The sequence below is a fragment of the Burkholderia sp. HI2500 genome (assembly GCF_002223055.1).
GTDB lineage: Bacteria > Pseudomonadota > Gammaproteobacteria > Burkholderiales > Burkholderiaceae > Burkholderia.
The window spans coordinates 2,951,910-2,971,914 of record NZ_NKFL01000006.1 but is presented as its reverse complement, the minus strand read 5'-3'; the positions used below and the strand labels follow the sequence as shown (position 1 = coordinate 2,971,914).

Below are 20,005 nucleotides of genomic sequence, written 5' to 3'. Positions count from 1 at the left end.
TGTCAGCGCTTTTCGATCGGCACGAACTGCAGGTCTTCCGGACCGGTGTAGTTCGCGCTCGGGCGGATGATCTTGTTGTCGATGCGCTGCTCGATGATGTGCGCGCTCCAGCCGGACGTGCGCGAGATCACGAACAGCGGCGTGAACATCGCGGTCGGCACGCCCATCATGTGATACGACACCGCGCTGAACCAGTCGAGGTTCGGGAACATCTTCTTCGCTTCCCACATCACCGATTCGAGGCGCTCGGCGATGTTGTACAGCTTGAGGTCGCCCGCTTCCTTCGACAGCTTGTGCGCGACGCCCTTGATCACCTTGTTGCGCGGATCGGAGATCGTGTAGACCGGGTGGCCGAAGCCGATCACGACTTCCTTGTTCTCGACGCGGCGGCGGATGTCGGCTTCCGCATCGTCCGGCGAGCTGTAGCGGCTCTGGATCTCGTACGCGACTTCGTTCGCGCCGCCATGCTTCGGGCCGCGCAGCGCGCCGATCGCGCCGGTGATCGCCGAATAGATGTCCGAGCCCGTGCCCGCGATCACGCGGCCGGTGAACGTCGACGCGTTGAATTCGTGCTCTGCGTACAGGATCAGCGACGTGTGCATCGCCTCGACCCACGACTTCGACGGCGTCTTGCCGTGCAGCAGGTGCAGGAAGTGGCCGCCGATCGAGTCGTCGTCGGTTTCCGTCTCGATGCGCTTGCCGTTGTGCGAGAAGTGATACCAGTACAGCAGCATCGAGCCGAGCGACGCCATCAGGCGGTCGGCGATGTCGCGCGCGCCCGGCAGGTTGTGGTCGTCCTTCTCCGGCAGCACGGTGCCGAGCACCGACACGCCCGTGCGCATCACATCCATCGGGTGCGCGGACGCCGGGATCTGCTCGAGCGCGGCCTTCAGCGCGCTCGGCAGGCCGCGCAGCGCGCGCAGCTTGGTCTTGTACGCAGCCAGTTCGGTCAGGTTCGGCAGCGTGCCGTGCACGAGCAGGTGCGCGATTTCCTCGAATTCGCACGACTCGGCGACGTCGAGAATGTCGTAGCCGCGATAGTGCAGGTCGTTGCCGGTCTTGCCGACCGTGCACAGCGCCGTGTTGCCGGCCGTCACGCCCGACAGCGCCACCGACTTCTTCGGCTTGAATGCGCCTGCGGCGGCCGGTGCTGCTGCGTCTTTCGTCTCGCTCATGTTTCTGCTCTCCAATGTGTATCGGGATATTGGCTGTCGGCCGGACTTGGCGCTTCAGCGCTTAGTCCGGCCCCATGCTTCGCGGTCGGCCGGACTTGGCGCTTTAGCGCCTGGTGCGGCCCCATGCAAGGCTGTCGGTTGAACCGGCGCCACGGCACAAGGCCCGACCGATGCAAAGCTGTCGGCCGGATTCGGCGCTTCAGCACCTGATCCAGCCCCATGCAACGCTCTCCGGAATCGCGTCCCGGCGCGCGGGCGCGTTACTTCTTGCCCTGCGCGAACAGCTCGTCGAGCTTGCGCTCGTATTCGTGATAACCGAGGAAGTCGTACAGCTCGGCACGCGTCTGCATCGTCTGCACGGCTTCCTTCTGCGTACCGTCGCGGCGCACCGTCTCGTAGAAGTTCAGCGCGGCCTTGTTCATCGCGCGATACGCGCCGCAGCAGTACAGCGCGATATCGACGTTCGCCTCGCGCAGCTCGTCGACCGTGAACAGCGGCGTCGAGCCGAATTCGGTCAGGTTCGCGAGGATCGGCACCTTCACGGCGGCCTTGAAGCGGCGGTAGTCGTCGAGCGTCTTCATCGCTTCCGGGAAAATCATGTCCGCGCCGGCTTCGACATAGGCCACCGCGCGCTCGATCGCCGAGTCGATCCCTTCGGCGGCGGCGGCGTCGGTGCGCGCCATGATCACGAACTGGTCGTCGGTGCGCGCATCGACCGCCGCCTTGACGCGATCGACCATTTCCTCGATCGGCACGACTTCCTTGCCCGGACGGTGGCCGCAGCGCTTCTGGCCGACCTGGTCTTCCAGGTGCACGGCCGCGACGCCGGCCTTGATGAACGAGCGCACGGTGCGCGCGATGTTGAACGCGCCGCCCCAGCCGGTATCGATGTCGACCAGCAGCGGCAGGTCGGTCGCGTTGGTGATCCGGTTCGCGTCGATCAGCACGTCTTCCATCGTGCTGATGCCGAGGTCGGGGATCCCGAGCGAGTTCGCGGCGACGCCGCCACCCGACAGGTACACGGCCTTGAAGCCGACGGCCTGCGCCATCTTGGCTGCGTAGGCGGTGATCGCGCCGACCACCTGCAGCGGCTGCTCCGCCGCGACTGCCGCGCGGAATTTCGCGCCGGCGCTCTGAAGATGCGTATTGCTCATGAACGGCCTCCTGAAGGAACGACCATCAACAGCAAGGACCGGGCCAGCTCGCGCCACGTCGCTAACCCACTGATTCTTAAGCAACCGGCACGGGCGTCGAAGTGCCCGGCGATTTCAATTCAGCAATTTCATGTTTCAAAAATGAAATCGCGCGCGCATAATCGACCGCCATGGACCTCTCCTCGACCAAGCCCGTCGGCCCGGCCGATCGCGCGGCGCGCCCGCGCATCTGGGCGATGGGCATCAGCCGCCTGCGCGATCTGTTTCGCGAGATCGCCGGCGAATTCGACGAACGCGCCGACGTGCGCATCGTGACGCGCGCCTATGAGGACGCGCTCAGCGCGATCGCCGAGGCCGGCACCGCGCGGCCCGACGTGATCGTCGCGGCCGGCTCGAACGGCGGGTTCCTGAAGACGCGTGCGCAGGTGCCGGTGGTGGTCGTGTCGCCGACCGGTTTCGACGTGATGCAGGCGCTGGCACGCGCCCGGCGCGACGCGTCGCGGATCGCGCTCGTCAGCGCCGGGGAAACGCCGCCCGAAGTGCGCCGCTTCGTCGCCGCGTACGGCCTCGACGTGCAGTTTGCGTCATATCAGTCCGCGCAGGAAGCGGAAGCCTGCGTGCACGACCTGCACGACCGCGGCATCGAGACGATCGTCGGCCCCGGCCTCGTCACCGATCTCGCGGCCAGCGCCGGCATGGGCGCGGTGTTCCTGTATTCGCACGCATCGGTACGCAAGGCCGTCGATACGGCACTCGAAGTCGCGTATGCGACACATGCCGAGGCGTTCCGCCGCCAGCGGCTCGACAACCTGCTCCAGCATCTGCGCGACGGCGTGGTCGCGCTCGACGCGCGCGGCCGTGTGGAAGCGATCAACGAGCGGCTCGCGTCGGCGCTCGGGGTCGAACCCGCGGCGGCCGTCGGCCGCGCGCTCGTCGACCTGCGGCCCGAGCTGCGCACGCTGCGCGGCGAGGACGGTGACGCGCTCGCGACCGTGCGCGGCGTGCGCTACGTCGTGCATCGCGGGCCGCTCGTCGATCGCGGCGTCACGTCGGGCAGCGTGCTGACGTTCCAGGAATCGCGCGCGGTCGAACGGCTCGACCGCGCGCTGCGCTCGCAGCCCACCATGCAGCAGTTCGCCGCGCGCTATGCGCTCGACGACGTGGTCGGCGCATCGGCGCCGATGGCGCGCGTGCGCGATCTCGTGCGCCGTTACGCGAAATCCGACGCGACCGTGCTCGTGCTCGGCGAAAGCGGCACCGGCAAGGAAATGATCGCGCAAAGCCTGCACGCGCTGTCCGCGCGGCGCAGCTACCCGTTCGTCGCGGTCAACTGCGGCGCGTTTCCGGAAGCGCTGCTCGAGAGCGAGCTGTTCGGCTATGAGGAAGGCGCGTTCACCGGTGCGCGGCGCGGCGGCAAGACCGGCCTGTTCGAAGCCGCGCACCGCGGCACGCTGTTTCTCGACGAGATCGGCGAGATGCCGCCGTCGCTGCAGAGCCGGCTCTTGCGCGTGCTGCAGGAGCGCGAGGTGATCCGCCTCGGCTCGACCGAGCCGATCCGCATCGACGTGCGCGTGATCGCCGCGACGCACCGGCCGCTGCTCGCGGCCGTCGAGGCCGGCACGTTCCGCGCGGATCTCTATTACCGGCTCAACATCCTGAATGTCGGCCTGCCGCCGCTGCGCGAGCGCGCCGCCGACATCCCCGCACTCGCGGCCACGCTGCTCGTGCAGGCTGCACGACGCGAACCGCGCCTCGCCGAACGTCTGCGCGACGCCGCCGATGCCACACGCGTGCTCGGCGTAACGCAGGCTGCGCTCGTACGCTACCGGTGGCCCGGCAACGTGCGCGAACTGCAGAACGTGATCGAGCGGATCGCGGTGGAACTGGCCGAGGAAGCCGATGAAAGCGATCCGGCCGCCGCGTGCGGCGCGCTCGATCCCGACGCGCTGCAGGCGATCGCACCCGAGCTGTTCGCAGCACCACCCGATGCGGCCGACAGCGACGACGCGCAGACACTGCACGCGCGCCGCCGTCGCGCGGAAGCCGACGAGATCCGCGCGGTGCTCGACGCATGCGGCGGCGACCGCGACCGCGCGTGCGCGATGCTCGGCATCAGCAAGACGACACTGTGGCGGAAGCTGTCGGTGAAATAACCAGGGCGGTTGCCGCGCAGTGAACGGGCCGACCGTCAGTCGGCCTTGTGATAGTGGCGGTACGCCTTCGCGCGATTGCCGCACGACGACATCGAACACCAGCGGCGGCTGCCGTTCTTGCTGTCGTCGATGAACAGCCACTGGCAGGCGTCGTTCGCGCAACGCTTGACCTTCGCGAGCCGCGCGCCGCCGAGCAGGTCGATCGCCGACCACAATACCGGGCTCAGCAGCCAGGCCAGCGTCGCACGCGCCTCCCCGATCCGCCACGTGTAACCGCCATCGATCCGTGCCAGCGCAACACGCGGCGCCGCTTCCGCCAGGAAGCCGCCGAGCAGCGCGAGATCGTCCGCCTGCGGCTCGCGCTGTTCGGCCTGCGCAAGAAAGAGCCGATACAGCGCCTCGCGCAACGCGAGCGCATGCGCGAGCATCGCCGGCTCACTCGCCTCTTCGCCGTGCGCCCGACACGCTTCCACCAAGCTGGACGGCACGCCAGCCTGGTCGCGACACCACGCCAGCAGGTCGTCCATCGTGCCGAAGGTTTCCGTCGGCGGATCGCTGCCGCGCCAGTACAGCGTGTTCGCGAAATCGATGCTCAGGGTTTCGGGCGGCGCCGGAATCAGGCAGTCCATCGTGACGGAAGGTTGCGTATCGCTCATGCCCGGATCGTATCTAACCGCCATGCCGGTTGACAAGCCCGCGAGCGCTTCCTAACATAACCGGCATGGTAGTTATAAAAGGTTTGCTGCACTGACACCCGCCTCAGTCCAAGGAGCCACAGATGATCGATCGTCTTTTGTCCGGCGTTATCCACAACAACCGCAGCCGCGCGTTCTACGACAGCACACTCGGCACACTCCGCTACAAGCGGCTGGCATGGTGGTTATAAGCAGGCTTGCCGCACTACCGTTCCGCTTCAGTCCAAGGAGCCACACATGATCGATCACCTTTCGTTCGGCGTTGCACACGTCGGCCGCAGCCGAGCCTTCTACGACAGCACGCTCGGCGCGCTCGGCTACAAACGGCTGCATACCGACGACGAATCCATCGGGTACGGCGCAACCGAGCCACAGCTGTGGTTGCAATATGCACCTCGCCCCGTCGCCCCTGATCCCGACTCGGGGATGCACCTGTCGTTCAAGGCCGCTTCGCCCGTCGAAGTCGACGCGTTCTACCGTGCCGCACTCGAGCACGGCGGCCAGGACAACGGCGGGCCCGGCAAGCGCGAACACTACGGCCCGGGCTACTACGCAGCGTTCGTCGTGGATCCCGACGGGTATCGGCTGGAAGCGCATTGCGAACTCGACAACATCGTGTAATCGCGCTCGCGTCACCAAAGACAAGGGCCCGATTTCGCGCAATGCGGAATCGGGCCCTTGCTATTGAACTGCCGGTAGCGGTCGTTCGACGGAATCGCCGGGTGCGCGGCTATCGCGCGTCGCGCGTGTGCTGCAGTTGCTCGCCGAGTCCTTCGACACCGAGGCGTACCGTCTGGCCGGCCTTCAGGAACACCGGCGACGGCTTGATGCCCATGCCGACGCCCGGCGGCGTGCCGGTCGTGATCACGTCACCCGGCTGCAGCGTCATGCAGCTCGACAGATAGGCAATCAGCTGCGCGACGGTGAACACCATCGTGCGTGTGTTGCCGTTCTGATAACGGTGGCCGTCGATTTCGAGCCACAGGTCGAGACGCTGCGGATCGGGCACCTCGTCGCGCGTGACGAGCCACGGACCGATCGGGCCGAACGTGTCGAAACCCTTGCCCTTGTCCCACTGGCCGCCGCGTTCGATCTGCCATTCGCGCTCGGACACGTCGTTGACGACGCAGTAGCCCGCGACGTAATCGAGCGCGCGCGCTTCGTCGACGTCCTTGCAGGTCGCGCCGATCACGACGCCCAGCTCGACTTCCCAGTCGGTCTTGACCGAGCCCTTCGGGATATCGATGCCGTCGTTCGGGCCGCAGATCGAGCTCGTCCACTTGCCGAACACGACCGGCTCCTTCGGCACCGGCATGCCGGCTTCGACCGCGTGATCGGCGTAGTTCAGGCCGATGCCGATGAACTTGCCGACCTGCCCGACGCACGCGCCGATGCGCGGCTCGCCCGACACCAGCGGCAGCGTGGCCGGATCGATCGCGCGCAGCCGCGCGAGACCCGCGTCGGACAGTACATCGCCGGACAGGTCCGGCACCTGCGCGGACAGGTCGCGAATCCGGCCGTCCGCGTCGAGCATCCCGGGCTTTTCCTGGCCGGACGGGCCATAGCGAAGCAGTTTCATCGTGGTCAACCTCTGTTGTCGAATGGGACAGGATTCCGGCCGACGCGGCCATTCGCGGCCGCGCGCCGGACTGATTGTCGATCGTCGATTGCGCGCGTCGACGCCGCATCCGGCATGCCGTCGACGCGCGAGGCTCGCGCGGGCGCAGCGATCGCGGCGCCGCACGGAAGTATGGCGCGCATCGAACGGGCGGCCGCCGGTCTGCGCATCGGCGACGACGGCCCGGCACCCGCGACATGGTCCGGCCCATACCGGCCGGCTTCACGCGCGGCCGCACCGTCGCTGGCCCGCCAGCCTTTGTACCATCGGCCGCGCGCCGTGAAATGACGCGCGACGGATACCGACTATTGGTGCGCCCCGCCGGCGCTGCGGCGCAGCATCGCGGGCAGCGCCCCCGCCCGATTTCCTTTCGATTACCTTGAACCGGTGCCACCTGTCATGAATACCGGGTATTCGGGGCTTCCCTGTCATCCCGAACGGGAATCGATCCGTTCTTGTCCGGTAACGATCCGTAAAAAGACGCTGCATTGCACACTAAATGTTTGTTGTTAAGCTCAAACGGATGGCGTTCGTCGCCACACGCGGGCTCGACACAAGTGTGTTGCAGAATCGGTCAGCGTGCGTCGCCAATCGATCGAAAGTAATCCCCCAACTTCACACCGACAATGCAAACAACCAACGACCTGCTTCCCGGCTGCGACGCACGGGAATCGATGGGCGCAATCGACCGCTATCGCGCACCCGCGCTCGACAAGGGTCTCGACATTCTCGAACTCCTGTCGGAGCAGAAAGAAGGCCTCACCCGCACCGAAATCACGAAGGAACTCGGCCGCAACGCGAGCGAGATCTACCGGATGCTCGAACGCCTCGTCGCGCGCCGCTACGTGATGCGCTCGACCGGCGGCGACCGCTACACGCTCAGCCTCAAGCTGTTCTCGCTCGCGCACCGCCATCCGCCGATGAGCCGGCTGATCGCCGAGGCGTTGCCGCCGATGCAGCGTTTCGCCGATGCCTCCGAGCAATCGTGTCACCTGTCCGTCTACGATCGCGGCAACCTGCTCGTGATCGCGCAGGTCGACGGGCCCGGCCCGTGGGGCGTGTCGGTCCGGCTCGGCTCGCGTGTCGGGCTCGTCGATACGGCATCGGGGCGCGTGATGCTGGCGTTCCAGGGTGCCGAGCAGCGCGCGCACATGCTCGCCGAGCACCGCAAGGTCAAGGGCGAAGCGCCATTGAACGAGCAGGAACTCGCGTATGCGTGCCAGTCCATCCGGCAGGACGGCTACCTGCGCGAGGACAGCCGCCAGGCGTACGGCGTGACCGACCTGACCGCACCGATCCTCGGGCCGTCCGGCCATGCGATCGCGGTGCTCACCTGCCCGTACATGCGCCGGATCGATGCGCATATGGCGCCGTCCGTCGACACGGTCGTCGAAGGGGTGCGCGAGACAGCCGCCCATCTGTCGATGTGCCGCGACGAGACCTGCTGACGCGCGGGCTCGGCGGAGCGCACCGGGGGCGGCGCTATCGCGTTGCCCCCGGTCGCGCGCAACCCCTCTGCGGAGCGCGATGCACGGTGCCATATCGTGCGCCCACGGCGCTACGCTAAAATAGCGGCCCTCTCAAAAACTACGGCGGCCGGTTGTCGCGGCCGTCGTGTCCGATGGATGTCATGGCCAAACTTCTGAACGATCAAGAATTCCAGCGTTTCTCCGAACTTCAGCAGAAGCAGGCAAGCTTCACGATCACGCCCGAAGAGGCGGACGAGCTGCGCGATATCGTCGCGCGCGCGCAGAAGAAGCGCGACGATCGTACCGCTGCAATGCAGGCGATCGAGAGCTACATCGAGCAGTTCGACATCACGCCCGACGAACTCTTCTCGCCCGAGCAGATCGGCGACGCGGCCCGCACCTACGGGCTCATCACGGCGACCAAGAAGGAACGCACGCTGCCGCCGTCGATCACGTTCAACGGCAAGCCGTACCAGTGGACCAAGACGCTTCCGGACGACGTGCGCGGCGCGCTGTTCGAAGCATTCACGTCCGGCGAATCGGTCAAGCGCTTCATCGCAATGCCGAAGGACACCGCGCGCTGTGCGCTGACGATCGCCCGCCTCGAGCGCGAAACCGGCGCCGTCTATGCCCATCCGCACCTCGAGGAACTGGCGATTTCGCGCGACCAGGTAAACGACGCGGCGTCGAAACTCGCTGCCTGAATGTAGCCACGGGCACGGTTCATGCGTGCCCGCACCCCGCATGACGCCGGCCCAGGCCGGCGTTGCGCTTGCGGGAGACGTGCATCCGGACGCTCCCGAAAAGCCTCACCTTTGCGTCCCGCAAGCGCTCACCCAACCCTCCCGAAAAAGCTCACCCAGGCTCCTGGAGACCCTCACCCAAGCGTCCCGGATGTCCTCACCGACACTTCCCGCAGATCCTCACCCATGCGCCCCGGAAAGGCTCACCGGCGGCTCCCGCAGGTGCTCACCGGCCATTCCCGGGAAGGCTCACCGAGTGCTCCTGTATCGGCTCACCAAGCGCTCCCGTATCGACTCACCCCAACCTTCCCGGAGAAGCTCACCGACAGCTCCCGAAAAATCTCACCTTTTGGGCAAGTTCGAATTTTCGAAGGTGGAATGCGACGGTAAATGCGTGCGGACACCTTGCCTGAAACAGCGCTGCGGAGCGAATATCGCGGCAAGCGGTACGCGTCTCGCGGTGCCGGATCGGTGCCATTTGCGCGTCGATATTTCCGGTGCGAACAGGCGCCGACACGTTCGCGGTTGCTTCGCTCGCGACGCAGGCTCGAATGCTCTGCATTCCTGACCGGGGACATTCGGAACATGCCGGGAGGCCGGAGACATCCACCGCATGCAACGCCTCCGCGCGTCGGGCCGCCGACAGACGCTACGGCTGCAGCTTCATCCTGAAGCCCACGACGCCAGGCTCCTCCGTCGTCGACACCGCGAACCCGCACGCCTTCGCCAGCGAGATCATCGCCGTGTTCTCGCGCAGCGCCTCGCCGATCATCCAGGCGGTTCCGCGCGAGCGCGCGTAGTCGATGATGCGGGTCATCATCAGCCGGCCAAGCCCCTTGCCCTTCTGATCGGGTCGTACCGCGATCGCGAACTCCGCCGTCTCGTTGTCGGGATCGGCCACCGCGCGCACCACCGCGAGCGTGTGGTCGCGCCCCGACACATCGGTGAACGACACGATGAAGGCCATCTCACGGTCGTAATCGATCTGCGTCATGCGCGCGACCTGCGAATGATCGAAGCTGCGCACCGCGCCGAAGAAACGCATCCGCAGATCCTCCGGCGTCATCGCGCCGAGCAGTTCGTTGTGCGCGGCCTCGTCTTCCGGACGGATCGGGCGGATCGTCACCGTCTCGCCGCGCCACTCGAGCGTCTGCTCGAGGTGGCGTGGATACGGCATGATCGCGAGCCGGCTGCGCCCCGCTGCCAGCGTGATGCGCGGCGCGATCACGTGCGCGCGGTCGGACAGCACGCGCAGCGTGACCGACATCGCAACGACTTCACGCACGTCGCAGACGACCTGCGACAGCGCCGTCAACGCGTCGAGCGTCGGCTCGATGGGTGTGCTGCGTGCATACGGCGAACGCTCCATCACCGCGCGGGCAAGCACGGTGTTCAGCGGTGGCAGGCCATAGACGACGAACGGCGCCGATACGCCGTCCGCGGGCGGCACGGCATAGCGAAACACTGGGCCGAAGTTCGAATCGTCGTACATGTCGACGGTGACATCGACGACTTTCTTTCCGGCCGGCTCGACGGCAGGCTCGCCCTGCAGGCCAAAATGAGACAGCCAGCGCAGCGCGGCTTCGCCGGTCAGTTCATGCTGGCCGGCTTCGACCATCCGGCGCGCGTCGGCCTGCGCGGATGCCACGCACTCGGCCGGCTGCAGCGGCGTACCCTCGGGCGTTTGCATCAGCAGTTGCCGCCCGAGGTTGTAGTCGACGAGACGCGCATACGCGCGCGCGAGCCGCTGCGGCGTGGTGTGCACCGGAATGCCGTTCGCGTGCAGCGCATCGCGCGTCGCCGCGTCGACCGCGCCGAAGAAACACGCGAGGATGCCGCGATGCGCGTACTGCCGTGATTCGATCAGCGTGTGCGCAACCGCGTCGGCCGGCGCGCTGTGGGAAGTCGAATGGACGACGAACAGCGTGCCCGTTTGCGGGAACGGTGCGAGCGCCTTGACCGCCGCGGCGAAATGCTCGGGGCGCGCATCGTCGCCCAGCGTCAGCGGATTGCCGGGCGATGCAAGATGCGGCAGCGCCGCCGACACCGCCGACGTGGCCGCGGGCGACCAGTCGGTCAGCACATCGCGCACCTCGGCCACCGCATCGACCGCGAGTTTCGCGACACCCGCGTCGCTCGTCACGAGCGTGGCCGCGCCGCGCGCCGTGACGCGGCCGACGCCGAGCGTCTCGATCTCGTCGAGCAGATCGTCGAGCGCATCCACCCGCACCATCCCCGCGCGCTGGAACGCCGCCGTATAGAGCGCGTCGCCGGGATCGGCGCGGCCGGTGCGCAATGCGAGCACCGGCTTGTTGCGTGCGGCCGCGCGCGCGGCCGACATGAACTTGCGCGCGGCGCGCACGGTATCGAGTTCGAGCAGGATCGCGCGCGTGCCGGGATCGCTCGCGAGATAATCGAGCACGTCGCCCGCATCGACGTCGGACTCGCCGCCGAGCGCGACGACGTGCGAAAAGCCGAGGCCCCGTGCATCGGCCCAGCCGAGCACCGCGTTCGTCAGCGCGTTCGATTGCGACACCCACGCGACGCCGCCCGATCGTGCCGTGTAGGCCGGCGCGCCGAAATGCGCGTGCCGTGCAGGCGACAGCACGCCGAGGCTGCCCGGCCCGACGATACGGAGCACGAACGGCTTCGCCGCCTTCAGCGTGCGATCGAGCGCGGTGCGATCGGCATCGGTGCGCGCCTCGCCGACGATCACCGCAACGCGCGTGCCGAGCTCGCCGAGCTTGCGCACGATGCCGGCCCAGGTCGCGGGCGGCGTGCAGATCACGGCCACCGATGGCGGCGCGGGCAACCGGTCGACATCGGCAACGACCGGATGCCCGTGCAGCTCACGATACTTCGGATTGACGGGCCACACGGGCCCCTCGAATCCACCGTCGAGCACGCGCGACCACACCATCGCGCCGATACTGCCCGCGCGCGACGACGCGCCGACGACCGCAACGGACTTGGGCTGGAACAACGCATCGAGATGGCGAACGGTCACATCGGCTCCCTGCGGTAACGAAAGACGACCCGATCGGCATGCGGCACGGGCAGGCCATACGCCGATCGACGCGAACCCCAAGCATAGGCGAAGCGCATGCGGCTGCCTATATGCCGAACGGCCGACTGTTCGACCCACGTCAACGCTCGCATCATGGGCCTGCAACACCAGTACGGAAGCCATCGCCGCGCGCCGGCCGAGCACATCCGCTCGGCGCAAACGGTGCAGGCGTGCAGCGCGACGCTGCGTCCGCTTCGTCAAAGGTGAGGATTTACAGGAGCCATGGTGAGACTCTTCGGGAATTGCCCGGCGCCACGCGCCAACACGCGAAAGGTGATCGGAATTCGCAGCATGCGTGCACCACGAGAATGGCGCAGGCCAATGCGCATGCGCTGCGCAATTGCGCGGCTGTTTACCGGAATTCGCCGCGATATCCCGGCGAATCGCAGCGAATTCGCAAAACGGGATCCGTTAATTGCGCGGCGTCGCAGTTCAATACGCCATCGGGAATCGCGCCGGAAATGCACAAAAACAAAACGGTGCGACGGTCGCATGGCCGTTCGCACCGTCAGTCAGTACGCGAAAGGTGAGGTTTTTCGGGAGTCAGTCCTTGATCAGGAAACGCTCGCGATTCTTGCCGAGCCAGGTCGGCGAGCGCCCGCGGCCACTCCAGGTTTCACCCGTCTTCGGGTTCAAATATTTCGGCGGCGACACGCGCTTCGGCTTGGCTGCGCCAGCGGCCGCGCCTACCGGACGAAACCCGAGCTCTTCCGGCGTAATGTCGTATTCCTCGATTTTCGCGCGGATATCGGCAATCGCATCGGCAATCGCCTTTTCACGTTCCTTGTCGATCTTTTGCTGAAGCCGTTCGAGCTGCGCGCTCAGTTGCCTGTAGGTCGCCATATGGATGGGACTCCGTGAGTGTTATTCGTGAAAAATAGATGACGCTCAGCCAACAGAAAAACGCTTCGCCCGATCGTGGTCTCCTCAGCCGGTTATCTCGGGATCAATAACCGCTCTTTTTCTTGCACGCGAAGAGAAGATTTCGCGTGGCGTCATCTCTCGATTGCTGAATCACTTCGAAATCGCCGTTGCAGATCGCCCGCGCGTTGTCGGTGCAATTGCTCCAGTCGCTACCGGTGCATTGCACCTGGGTAGTCGGACGCCCGTCCGAAGTGAACAGCGGTGCGCTGCCGCCACACCCGCCGAGCCCTGCAACCAGAGCCAAGACAACGGCCGCCCGAGGCCGCCGACAGACCGACGCAAGCATGTGTTTCATTGTGGTTCCCGTCAACCTTTTTTTGAATGTCGCGAGTATGCCATGCGCGGCCCTTCGGCCGTCAGTTCGGCGTACGGCCGGGTTGCCCGCGCGCCTTGTACGGCAAGCGCTTGCGTGGATCGTCGGTGATGCGAACGAACACCTGCTCGACGTCCGGAAGCGCCTCGAGTTCGCGCTGCAACGCCGGCTGATCGAACGCCGTGTCCGCACATCCTTCGACGTAAATGAAACGTCGCTGCACGGTGATCCACAGGCTCGTGCCATGCAGCCGATCGGAGCCGGTGAAGTGCGCCTTCACGGCATCGGCGATCGGTGCGTCATACATATAGGAATTCGGCTTCGTGCAGCGATGCGCGAGCCAGCAGGTGGTGCCGCGTTCGGCGCGGTAATGCGCGTCGTCCGTCATCTCGGCCCGGGTCATCCACGGGCCGAGCGGCAACGGGCATTCGGCCACGTCCCGCGACAGCGCGATGAACGGATCGTTGTACCAGTTGCGCCGCGCCTCGGGCGCATCGGTGTCGCCGGACTGCGCGAACGCAGCGGTCGCCAGCAACATGGTCAGCCACCCTGCGATGCCGATCCGTTTCATCGTGATCTCCTGTTCGATGCTTCACGTCCGAGCGCGCCGGCTTGGCCGTCTGGCTTACCGGTCGATGCCCAGCGCCGCCAGCTTCTTGTACAGCGTCGCGCGGCCGATCCCGATGCGCGCGGCCGCTTCCACGACCTTCCCGTCGCAGGCCGCCAGCGCATCGGTCAGGAACTGGCGCTCCCACGCCGCCAATGCGGCGGCATACGAAGCGGCCGGCGCAGCAGGCTGCTCGCCCGCGCGCCGTTCGACCTGTGCCACGGCCAGCGGCTGCGCGGGTGCGGCCCCGTCCGTCGAGACGCGCACCGGCCCAAGGAACGGCGCGAGCGCGCGCGCATCGATCACCGATCGGTCCGACAGCATCAACGCGCGTTCGAGCGTGTTGCGCAACTCGCGCACGTTGCCCGGCCACGGATACGCGCACAGCATCCGCAGCGCATCGTCGGTCAGCTCGCAATGGGCGGCGCGCCCGTGCTGCGCGGCCAGCTCCTCGAGCGTCGCGTAGACGAGCGCCGCGATGTCGGACGCGCGCTCGCGCAGCGGCGGCGCGTGGATCGTCAGCACGTTCAGCCGGTAATAGAGATCCGCGCGAAAACGCCCGGCCGCGACCAGCGCCGGCAAGTCGGCGCTCGTCGCCGCGATGATCCGGACGTCGGCGCGCACGATCCGGTTCGAGCCGACCGGCTCGAATTCCTTGTCCTGCAGCACGCGCAACAGCTTGCCCTGCAGCGGCAGCGGCATGTCGCCGATCTCGTCGAGAAACAGCGTGCCGCGATCGGCCAGCTCGAACTTGCCGATGCGCCCCTTGCGATCGGCGCCCGTGTATGCGCCGGGCGCCGCGCCGAAGAACTCGGTTTCGAGCAGCGTGTCGGGAATCGCAGCGACGTTGACGGTCACGAGCGGCTGGAGCGCGCGCGCCGACGCCGCGTGAATCGCATGCGCAAGCAGTTCCTTGCCGGTGCCCGTCTCGCCGAGCAGCAGCACCGGCGAATCGACCTGCGCGGCGCGGCGCGCCTGGCGCTTGGTTTCGAGGCTCGCGGCGCTCGTGCCGACGAAGCTCGCGAACGTGTATTTCGCGCGGCGCGCCTGCGCGAGCGAACGCTGCGTCGCGATCAGCTGCTGCTGCAGCTGTGCGTAGCGGGAAAAGATCGGCGTGAGCGTCTTCAACTGGTCGAACAGCGCGAAGCCGATCGCGCCGACCGTCTCGCCGGCCTCGTTCTTCAGCGGCAGGCGCGTGACGACGAGCGGCTCGCGGCCCGTCTCCATGATGTCGAGCAGGATCGGCTGCCCGGTCGACACGACCTCGCGCATCAGGCTGTTCGGGATCACGGCCTCGCAGTCGAGGCCGACGGCCTGCTGCGGATCGGCGAAACCGAAGCGCGCCGCGTACCGCTCGTTCATCCACACCACACGCGCATCGCGGTCGACGACCACCGTGCCCGCGCTCGAATCCTCGAAGGTCCGGAACAGCGACTCGGCGGCGCGCCGCAGCACGTCGCCGTAGTTGACGGGCAGGCGGGCCCAGTCATTCATCATCGTGTCGTCGTCTCCGTGTATTTTGGGCCGGCTGTCTCCGGAACGAGACGGATTATCTCACTCTGGAGACACGCCGCAACACGTTGCCCAGGAAAGCCTGCCCGATTCCACGGGCTGGCCGGACGGCCATTTCGTCTCCGGATGGAGACGTTTTATGTAGAATCCTCAGACAACGACCGGCGCGGGCCCGCCGGTCTCCGGCGGACCCATGTCCGGCGGCGCAATCCGGCCGATGGCACGAAACCTGCACGAACCTGAGCCGGTCCGCGGCGCGTCCCGCGATCGAACAACAACCAAAGCCATTAGGAGACTCCCTTGTCTTTCGTGATCGTCCTCGCCGCGCTGGCGTTCCTGATGTTCGCCGCGTATCGCGGCTACAGCGTGATCCTGTTCGCGCCGATCGCCGCGCTCGGCGCGGTGCTCCTGACCGAACCCGCCGCCGTCGCGCCGGTCTTCTCCGGCATCTTCATGGAGAAGATGGTCGGCTTCGTCAAACTGTATTTCCCGGTGTTCATGCTCGGCGCAGTGTTCGGCAAGGTGATCGAACTCTCCGGGTTCTCCGAGTCGATCGTCCATGCGGCGATCCGCTACATCGGCCGCTCACGCGCGAATGCGGTGATCGTCGCGGTGTGCGCGCTGCTCACCTATGGCGGCGTATCGCTGTTCGTCGTGGTGTTCGCGGTCTATCCGTTCGCGGCCGAACTCTATCGCCAGAGCAACATCCCGAAACGGCTGATGCCCGGCGCGATCGCGCTCGGCGCGTTCTCGTTCACGATGGATTCGCTGCCCGGCACGCCGCAGATCCAGAACATCATCCCGACCACGTTCTTCAAGACGACCGCCTGGGCCGCGCCGGTGCTCGGCACGATCGGCTCGCTGTTCATCATCGTCGTCGGCCTCACGTATCTCGAATGGCGCCGCCGTTCGGCGATGGCGAAGGGCGAAGGCTACGGCACGTCGCTCGTCAACGAGCCGGAGCGTGTCGAGACCACGTCGCTGCCGCATCCCGCGCTCGCGATCCTGCCGCTGATCCTGGTCGGCGTGTCGAACTTCGCGTTCACGAAGCTGATTCCGCAGTGGTACGGTGCCGCGTCGTATACGGTCGCGCCGGACGTGCTGCCCGGCGTGCACGCGCCGGTCACGACGTCGATCAAGACCGTCGTCGCGATCTGGTCGGTCGAGGCCGCGCTGCTGCTCGGCATCGTGCTGGTCGTCCTGACCGCATTCAAGCGCGTGAGCGGGCGCTTCGCGGCCGGTTCGAAGGCCGCCGTCGCCGGTGCGCTGCTCGCCGCGATGAACACCGCGTCGGAATACGGCTTCGGCGGCGTGATCGCCGCGCTGCCGGGCTTCCTCGTCGTCAGCGATGCGCTGAAGAGCATTCCGAACCCGCTCGTCAACGCGGCCGTGTCGGTCAGCTCGCTCGCCGGTATCACGGGCTCGGCGTCGGGCGGCATGAGCATCGCGCTCGCCGCAATGTCGGACCTGTTCATCAAGGGTGCGCAGGCCGCGAATATCCCGCTGGACGTGCTGCACCGGGTCGTCGCGATGGCCAGCGGCGGCATGGACACGCTGCCGCACAACGGCGCGGTGATCACGCTGCTCGCGGTCACGGGCCTCACGCACCGCGAGTCGTATCGCGACATCTTTGCGGTCACGATCATCAAGACGCTCGCGGTGTTCTTCGTGATCGCCGTGTACTACACGACAGGGCTCGTGTAACACCCCGCAGCGGCCCGTCTCCGGGCCGCCGCCCGCCGGCCGCGTCGATGCGGCCGGCCGCGCCTCCACTCCCCCCCCTTTTGCCGCACGCCGCCCACGCGCGCTCGCCGGCTCACGCATTGTTATCCGCAGCAGAACACTACGTTGGTCGCAGCGGCATTTTTCGCGCGTCGGGCGAGGCCTACACTGCTTTCAACGGTGACCGCATGCGATCGGTACCGTCGAAAACCTGGAGGTATCCGCTCATGAACCTGCTCATCCGCACCATCGCCCTCGCCGCCGTCTTCGCCGCGCCGCTCGCCGCGCAGGCGCAAACCAGCCAGCCGCTCACGCGCGCCGAAGTTCATGCCGAAGTGGTTGCACTGAGAAAGGCCGGCTTCCAGCCGAGCGACTGGTTCTACCCGGCCAGCATTCAGGCCGCCGAGGCGAAGATCGCGCGGCAGCAGGGTGCGCCGCGGGCCGCGGGCGCCGGCTACGGCAATCGCGGCACGTACTCCACGGGCCAATAGTCCGGTTTCGAATCCGCCGGCCGTGCGCGCATCACCGCCACGTTCGCGGCTCGCGCCGCACGCACCGCACCGTCCGCTCAGCGCGGCTCGATGCTCGCTTTCGCGTAGGACTCGCGTTCCAGTTCGAGTATTTCCGCGCTCAGCTGCAGGTGCGTGCCGGGCGGCGCAACGACGTGTCGCTTCAGTTCCGCCAGCACCTGCTCCGAAAATTCACGTTTGACGTCGGTCGTCCGGCCGCTCAGCACCGCGAGCTTCGCGTGGACGAACGCGCGCGGCGCCGGCGACGTGCCGACCGCGAATGTATCGAACCGCAGCGCGCGGCTCTTGATGTCGAGCTCGTTGAAATGACCGGACGCGGCAAGCGCGGCATTGAGCGCGCGCAAGGTCGCGCCGGCGTCGAACCCGTCGAGGTTCGCGGAATATTCGAGCGTCAGGTGGGGCATGGTGTCGGTGGCCTCGTGGGTATCGGGACAAGCGCCGGAAGGCATCCCGACAGCCCACGCAGTGCCACCGGATCTATGCCTTGACCGGCTGGATCAGGCGCGCGCAGGCGCTTGCCTGCGGATCGCCGGCGGGCAGTTTCCCACAGATACCGTCGAACTGCTTCGCGATCGCTTTGACCGATGCATCGTGTGCACCGCTGGCGCGCCACTGGTTCAACTGCGTGACGACCTTGGTCAGCGCGCGCAGGTTCGCGCCGTAGAACGCATCGCGCGTCTTGTCGGCCTGCGCGAGCACGCTCGCGGCAATCCCTTCGATGCGCGCCGAATCGTCCGGCGCCAGTTGGACCGCATTCGCAAAGTAGGTCGCGCCCCAGCGCAGCTTCGTCGCCGGCCCGCTCGCCACGTCATAGGCCTTGCGGTACCAGTCGAGCGCCGCGGCCTTGTCGCCGCGCGCCTTCGCATTCGCAGCCAGCCCGGACATGAAGTAGTACGGCGTGGACGAACGCGTCAGCTCGGTCTTCAGCAAGGCATCCGACTCGTCGTACAGCCCCGCGTCGGTCAGCGTGTCGGCCCCTTCGCTGACGAGCGCCTGCCGCTCGTAGGCATTCGCGGCGCCCTGCACCGACGCGGCGATCTGCTTGCGCGCCGTGTCGGCCAGCGCCGGCGCGGCCAGCGGTGCCCCCTTGCGTGCATCGCCGCGCGCGAGCAGCACGCGGCCGTGCAGCGCCATCAGCCGGTCGATCGACGACAGCGTGGTATCGGTCGACAGGCGCGCGAGGGCCGTGTCATACGCGCCGCGCAATTTCGCGCGCTGCGCGTCGTCGCCGCCGAGATACGCGACCACGCGCGCGGGCGCCGCAACCAGCACGTCCGAGTCGGCGCGCGACAACACAGGATCCTGCAGCACCGTGCGCAACGAATCGTCAAGCGCCGCCTTGTCGAGCGCGCCGGCCTGCGCCGGATCGTCGGACGCGGCGACCACGGCCGACTTCAGCGCAAAGCGCGCCGATTCGGCCTTCGCGCCGGCCGCGCGTGCGCGTTGCGCGAGCGACTGCAGCGTCTCGGCGACGCGATCGGCCGCCACTGGCAGCGCGCCGTCGGTATCCCACGAATAGTCGGCCAGCAGGCGCCATTCGTCCGGCGTCAGCGACGCACCATTCTTCAGCGCGGTCGCGAGCGTCTGACGCACCGGGTGCGCAGCCGTCATCCCGAGCGACAGCGCCTGCATGTAGCGATCGAGATCGGCTTCGCCCGGCAGCCGCGTCACTTCGGTGCCGTCGGGACGGAACAGGATCATCGTCGGGTAGCCGTGCACCTTGAAACGCTCGCCGAGCTTCTGCGCGCTTTCGGTATCGCCGTCGAGATATACGGGCACGAAGAACGACGAGCGGGTCTTGAATGCCTGCTGGCTGAAGATCGTGGACTTCACCTGGTTGCACGACGGGCACCACACCGCGCCCCAGTAGAGCAGCAGCGGCTTGCCGGTGCGCTTCGCCAGCGCGAAGGCGGCGTCGACGTCGCCGTGCTGCCACGCAATGCCGGGCGGCAGGTGCGCGCCATCAGGCGCGGCGCTCGCCGCCGGAGCGCCCGTGGGCGTGGCAGCGGCAAGCGCCGCACCCGCGGCGGCGAGCAGGCAGGCGGCAGTCAGATTCCGGAGAGCAGTTTTCATCGAAGCGGGTCCGTTGAAAGAGACGGTTGCGGGAAGGTGCGGCGCGCGAAGCGATGGCTGGGAAGTCACAGCCATGAAGCGATGACGATGAAGCTTGCCGACGTGCAACGCCGCGCATGATCGTTTCGGAAAAACGCACGCCGGCCGAGGCGACCGGCAAATCCTTCGACGATACGACGGGCACAGCCGGCAGAAAACGAACGAATTCTCGAATGAATATGACGCGCGGCATCGCGGCCGCGCATGCTGT

17 protein-coding genes are annotated in these 20,005 nt (G+C 67.1%); 6 read left to right on the top strand and 11 right to left on the bottom strand.

Going from position 1 to position 20,005, the window contains the following annotated elements; genetic code table 11:
- Window positions 1–2: 2 nt before the first annotated feature.
- Together prpC and prpB are read right to left on the bottom strand one after the other, a co-directional pair.
- The gene (prpC, locus tag CFB45_RS31150; RefSeq protein ID WP_043181158.1) at window positions 3–1,175 is read right to left on the bottom strand and encodes a bifunctional 2-methylcitrate synthase/citrate synthase; all 1,173 of its coding nucleotides are present in this window, start codon (window positions 1,173–1,175) and stop codon (window positions 3–5) included.
- A gap of 260 nt (window positions 1,176–1,435) precedes the next feature.
- The gene (gene prpB / locus CFB45_RS31145) at window positions 1,436–2,329 is read right to left on the bottom strand and encodes a methylisocitrate lyase (protein WP_039349639.1); all 894 of its coding nucleotides are present in this window, start codon (window positions 2,327–2,329) and stop codon (window positions 1,436–1,438) included.
- Between the two features lie 170 nt (window positions 2,330–2,499).
- On the opposite strand from prpB, the gene prpR reads away from it, so the two are divergent.
- On the top strand, window positions 2,500–4,482 hold the full coding sequence (gene prpR, locus CFB45_RS31140) for a propionate catabolism operon regulatory protein PrpR (RefSeq protein WP_089428837.1): 1,983 nt from the start codon (window positions 2,500–2,502) through the stop codon (window positions 4,480–4,482).
- 35 nt (window positions 4,483–4,517) lie between these two features.
- Here prpR and CFB45_RS31135 read toward each other — a convergent pair whose 3' ends face one another.
- Window positions 4,518–5,138, bottom strand: coding sequence for a CGNR zinc finger domain-containing protein (locus CFB45_RS31135; protein WP_256978434.1), 621 nt, complete (start codon window positions 5,136–5,138; stop codon window positions 4,518–4,520).
- Window positions 5,139–5,414: 276 nt separating this feature from the next.
- Here CFB45_RS31135 and CFB45_RS31130 point away from each other — a divergent pair, with 276 nt between their 5' ends.
- Entirely contained in the window at window positions 5,415–5,798 is a 384-nt protein-coding gene (locus CFB45_RS31130; RefSeq protein WP_089428835.1) for a VOC family protein, read from the top strand.
- Window positions 5,799–5,907: 109 nt separating this feature from the next.
- Here CFB45_RS31130 and CFB45_RS31125 read toward each other — a convergent pair whose 3' ends face one another.
- Complete coding sequence (locus CFB45_RS31125) at window positions 5,908–6,756, bottom strand: ureidoglycolate lyase (protein ID WP_089428834.1); 849 nt, start codon at window positions 6,754–6,756, stop codon at window positions 5,908–5,910.
- 665 nt (window positions 6,757–7,421) lie between these two features.
- Here CFB45_RS31125 and CFB45_RS31115 point away from each other — a divergent pair.
- Window positions 7,422–8,243, top strand: coding sequence for an IclR family transcriptional regulator (locus CFB45_RS31115; protein WP_089428833.1), 822 nt, complete (start codon window positions 7,422–7,424; stop codon window positions 8,241–8,243).
- A 173-nt stretch (window positions 8,244–8,416) separates the two neighbouring features.
- Window positions 8,417–8,968, top strand: coding sequence for a hypothetical protein (locus tag CFB45_RS31110; RefSeq protein WP_089428832.1), 552 nt, complete (start codon window positions 8,417–8,419; stop codon window positions 8,966–8,968).
- Window positions 8,969–9,656: 688 nt separating this feature from the next.
- Here the strand turns inward: CFB45_RS31110 and CFB45_RS31105 are convergent.
- From CFB45_RS31105 to CFB45_RS31085, 5 genes are all read right to left on the bottom strand, one after another.
- A complete protein-coding gene (locus CFB45_RS31105) occupies window positions 9,657–12,014 on the bottom strand; it encodes a GNAT family N-acetyltransferase (protein WP_089428831.1) in 2,358 nt (785 codons plus the stop codon).
- 603 nt (window positions 12,015–12,617) lie between these two features.
- A complete protein-coding gene (locus CFB45_RS31100) occupies window positions 12,618–12,917 on the bottom strand; it encodes an H-NS histone family protein (RefSeq protein ID WP_089428830.1) in 300 nt (99 codons plus the stop codon).
- A 103-nt stretch (window positions 12,918–13,020) separates the two neighbouring features.
- Window positions 13,021–13,293 (bottom strand): hypothetical protein, encoded by a 273-nt coding sequence (locus CFB45_RS31095; RefSeq protein ID WP_089428829.1) that lies wholly within the window; start codon window positions 13,291–13,293, stop codon window positions 13,021–13,023.
- Between the two features lie 61 nt (window positions 13,294–13,354).
- Entirely contained in the window at window positions 13,355–13,882 is a 528-nt protein-coding gene (locus CFB45_RS31090) for a BON domain-containing protein (protein WP_089428828.1), read from the bottom strand.
- A 54-nt stretch (window positions 13,883–13,936) separates the two neighbouring features.
- Window positions 13,937–15,415 (bottom strand): sigma-54 interaction domain-containing protein, encoded by a 1,479-nt coding sequence (locus CFB45_RS31085; RefSeq protein WP_089428827.1) that lies wholly within the window; start codon window positions 15,413–15,415, stop codon window positions 13,937–13,939.
- A gap of 315 nt (window positions 15,416–15,730) precedes the next feature.
- Between CFB45_RS31085 and CFB45_RS31080 the strand changes: the two genes are divergently transcribed.
- Window positions 15,731–17,134: a GntP family permease gene (locus tag CFB45_RS31080; RefSeq protein ID WP_089428826.1), complete on the top strand. Its 1,404-nt coding sequence runs from the start codon at window positions 15,731–15,733 to the stop codon at window positions 17,132–17,134.
- A gap of 245 nt (window positions 17,135–17,379) precedes the next feature.
- Window positions 17,380–17,643 carry a DUF4148 domain-containing protein gene (locus CFB45_RS31075; protein ID WP_089428825.1) on the top strand — a complete coding sequence of 88 codons (264 nt, stop codon included), beginning with the start codon at window positions 17,380–17,382 and terminating at the stop codon, window positions 17,641–17,643.
- A gap of 77 nt (window positions 17,644–17,720) precedes the next feature.
- Here CFB45_RS31075 and CFB45_RS31070 read toward each other — a convergent pair whose 3' ends face one another.
- Window positions 17,721–18,086 carry a 5-carboxymethyl-2-hydroxymuconate Delta-isomerase gene (locus CFB45_RS31070; RefSeq protein ID WP_046548726.1) on the bottom strand — a complete coding sequence of 122 codons (366 nt, stop codon included), beginning with the start codon at window positions 18,084–18,086 and terminating at the stop codon, window positions 17,721–17,723.
- Between the two features lie 73 nt (window positions 18,087–18,159).
- A complete protein-coding gene (locus tag CFB45_RS31065) occupies window positions 18,160–19,755 on the bottom strand; it encodes a thioredoxin family protein (RefSeq protein WP_089428824.1) in 1,596 nt (531 codons plus the stop codon).
- Between the last annotated feature and the right edge of the window lie 250 nt (window positions 19,756–20,005).

What these genes read in the sequence shown, in the direction of transcription:
- CFB45_RS31085 (WP_089428827.1), bottom strand. Translation starts at nt 15,415, where the DNA reads ATGATGAATGACTGGGCCCGCCTGCCCGTCAACTACGGCGACGTGCTG.
- prpC (WP_043181158.1), bottom strand. Translation starts at nt 1,175, where the DNA reads ATGAGCGAGACGAAAGACGCAGCAGCACCGGCCGCCGCAGGCGCATTC.
- CFB45_RS31110 (WP_089428832.1), top strand. Translation starts at nt 8,417, where the DNA reads ATGGATGTCATGGCCAAACTTCTGAACGATCAAGAATTCCAGCGTTTC.
- CFB45_RS31065 (WP_089428824.1), bottom strand. Translation starts at nt 19,755, where the DNA reads ATGAAAACTGCTCTCCGGAATCTGACTGCCGCCTGCCTGCTCGCCGCC.
- prpB (WP_039349639.1), bottom strand. Translation starts at nt 2,329, where the DNA reads ATGAGCAATACGCATCTTCAGAGCGCCGGCGCGAAATTCCGCGCGGCA.
- CFB45_RS31100 (WP_089428830.1), bottom strand. Translation starts at nt 12,917, where the DNA reads ATGGCGACCTACAGGCAACTGAGCGCGCAGCTCGAACGGCTTCAGCAA.
- CFB45_RS31130 (WP_089428835.1), top strand. Translation starts at nt 5,415, where the DNA reads ATGATCGATCACCTTTCGTTCGGCGTTGCACACGTCGGCCGCAGCCGA.
- CFB45_RS31090 (WP_089428828.1), bottom strand. Translation starts at nt 13,882, where the DNA reads ATGAAACGGATCGGCATCGCAGGGTGGCTGACCATGTTGCTGGCGACC.
- CFB45_RS31115 (WP_089428833.1), top strand. Translation starts at nt 7,422, where the DNA reads ATGCAAACAACCAACGACCTGCTTCCCGGCTGCGACGCACGGGAATCG.
- CFB45_RS31135 (WP_256978434.1), bottom strand. Translation starts at nt 5,138, where the DNA reads ATGAGCGATACGCAACCTTCCGTCACGATGGACTGCCTGATTCCGGCG.
- CFB45_RS31095 (WP_089428829.1), bottom strand. Translation starts at nt 13,293, where the DNA reads ATGAAACACATGCTTGCGTCGGTCTGTCGGCGGCCTCGGGCGGCCGTT.
- CFB45_RS31075 (WP_089428825.1), top strand. Translation starts at nt 17,380, where the DNA reads ATGAACCTGCTCATCCGCACCATCGCCCTCGCCGCCGTCTTCGCCGCG.
- prpR (WP_089428837.1), top strand. Translation starts at nt 2,500, where the DNA reads ATGGACCTCTCCTCGACCAAGCCCGTCGGCCCGGCCGATCGCGCGGCG.
- CFB45_RS31070 (WP_046548726.1), bottom strand. Translation starts at nt 18,086, where the DNA reads ATGCCCCACCTGACGCTCGAATATTCCGCGAACCTCGACGGGTTCGAC.
- CFB45_RS31125 (WP_089428834.1), bottom strand. Translation starts at nt 6,756, where the DNA reads ATGAAACTGCTTCGCTATGGCCCGTCCGGCCAGGAAAAGCCCGGGATG.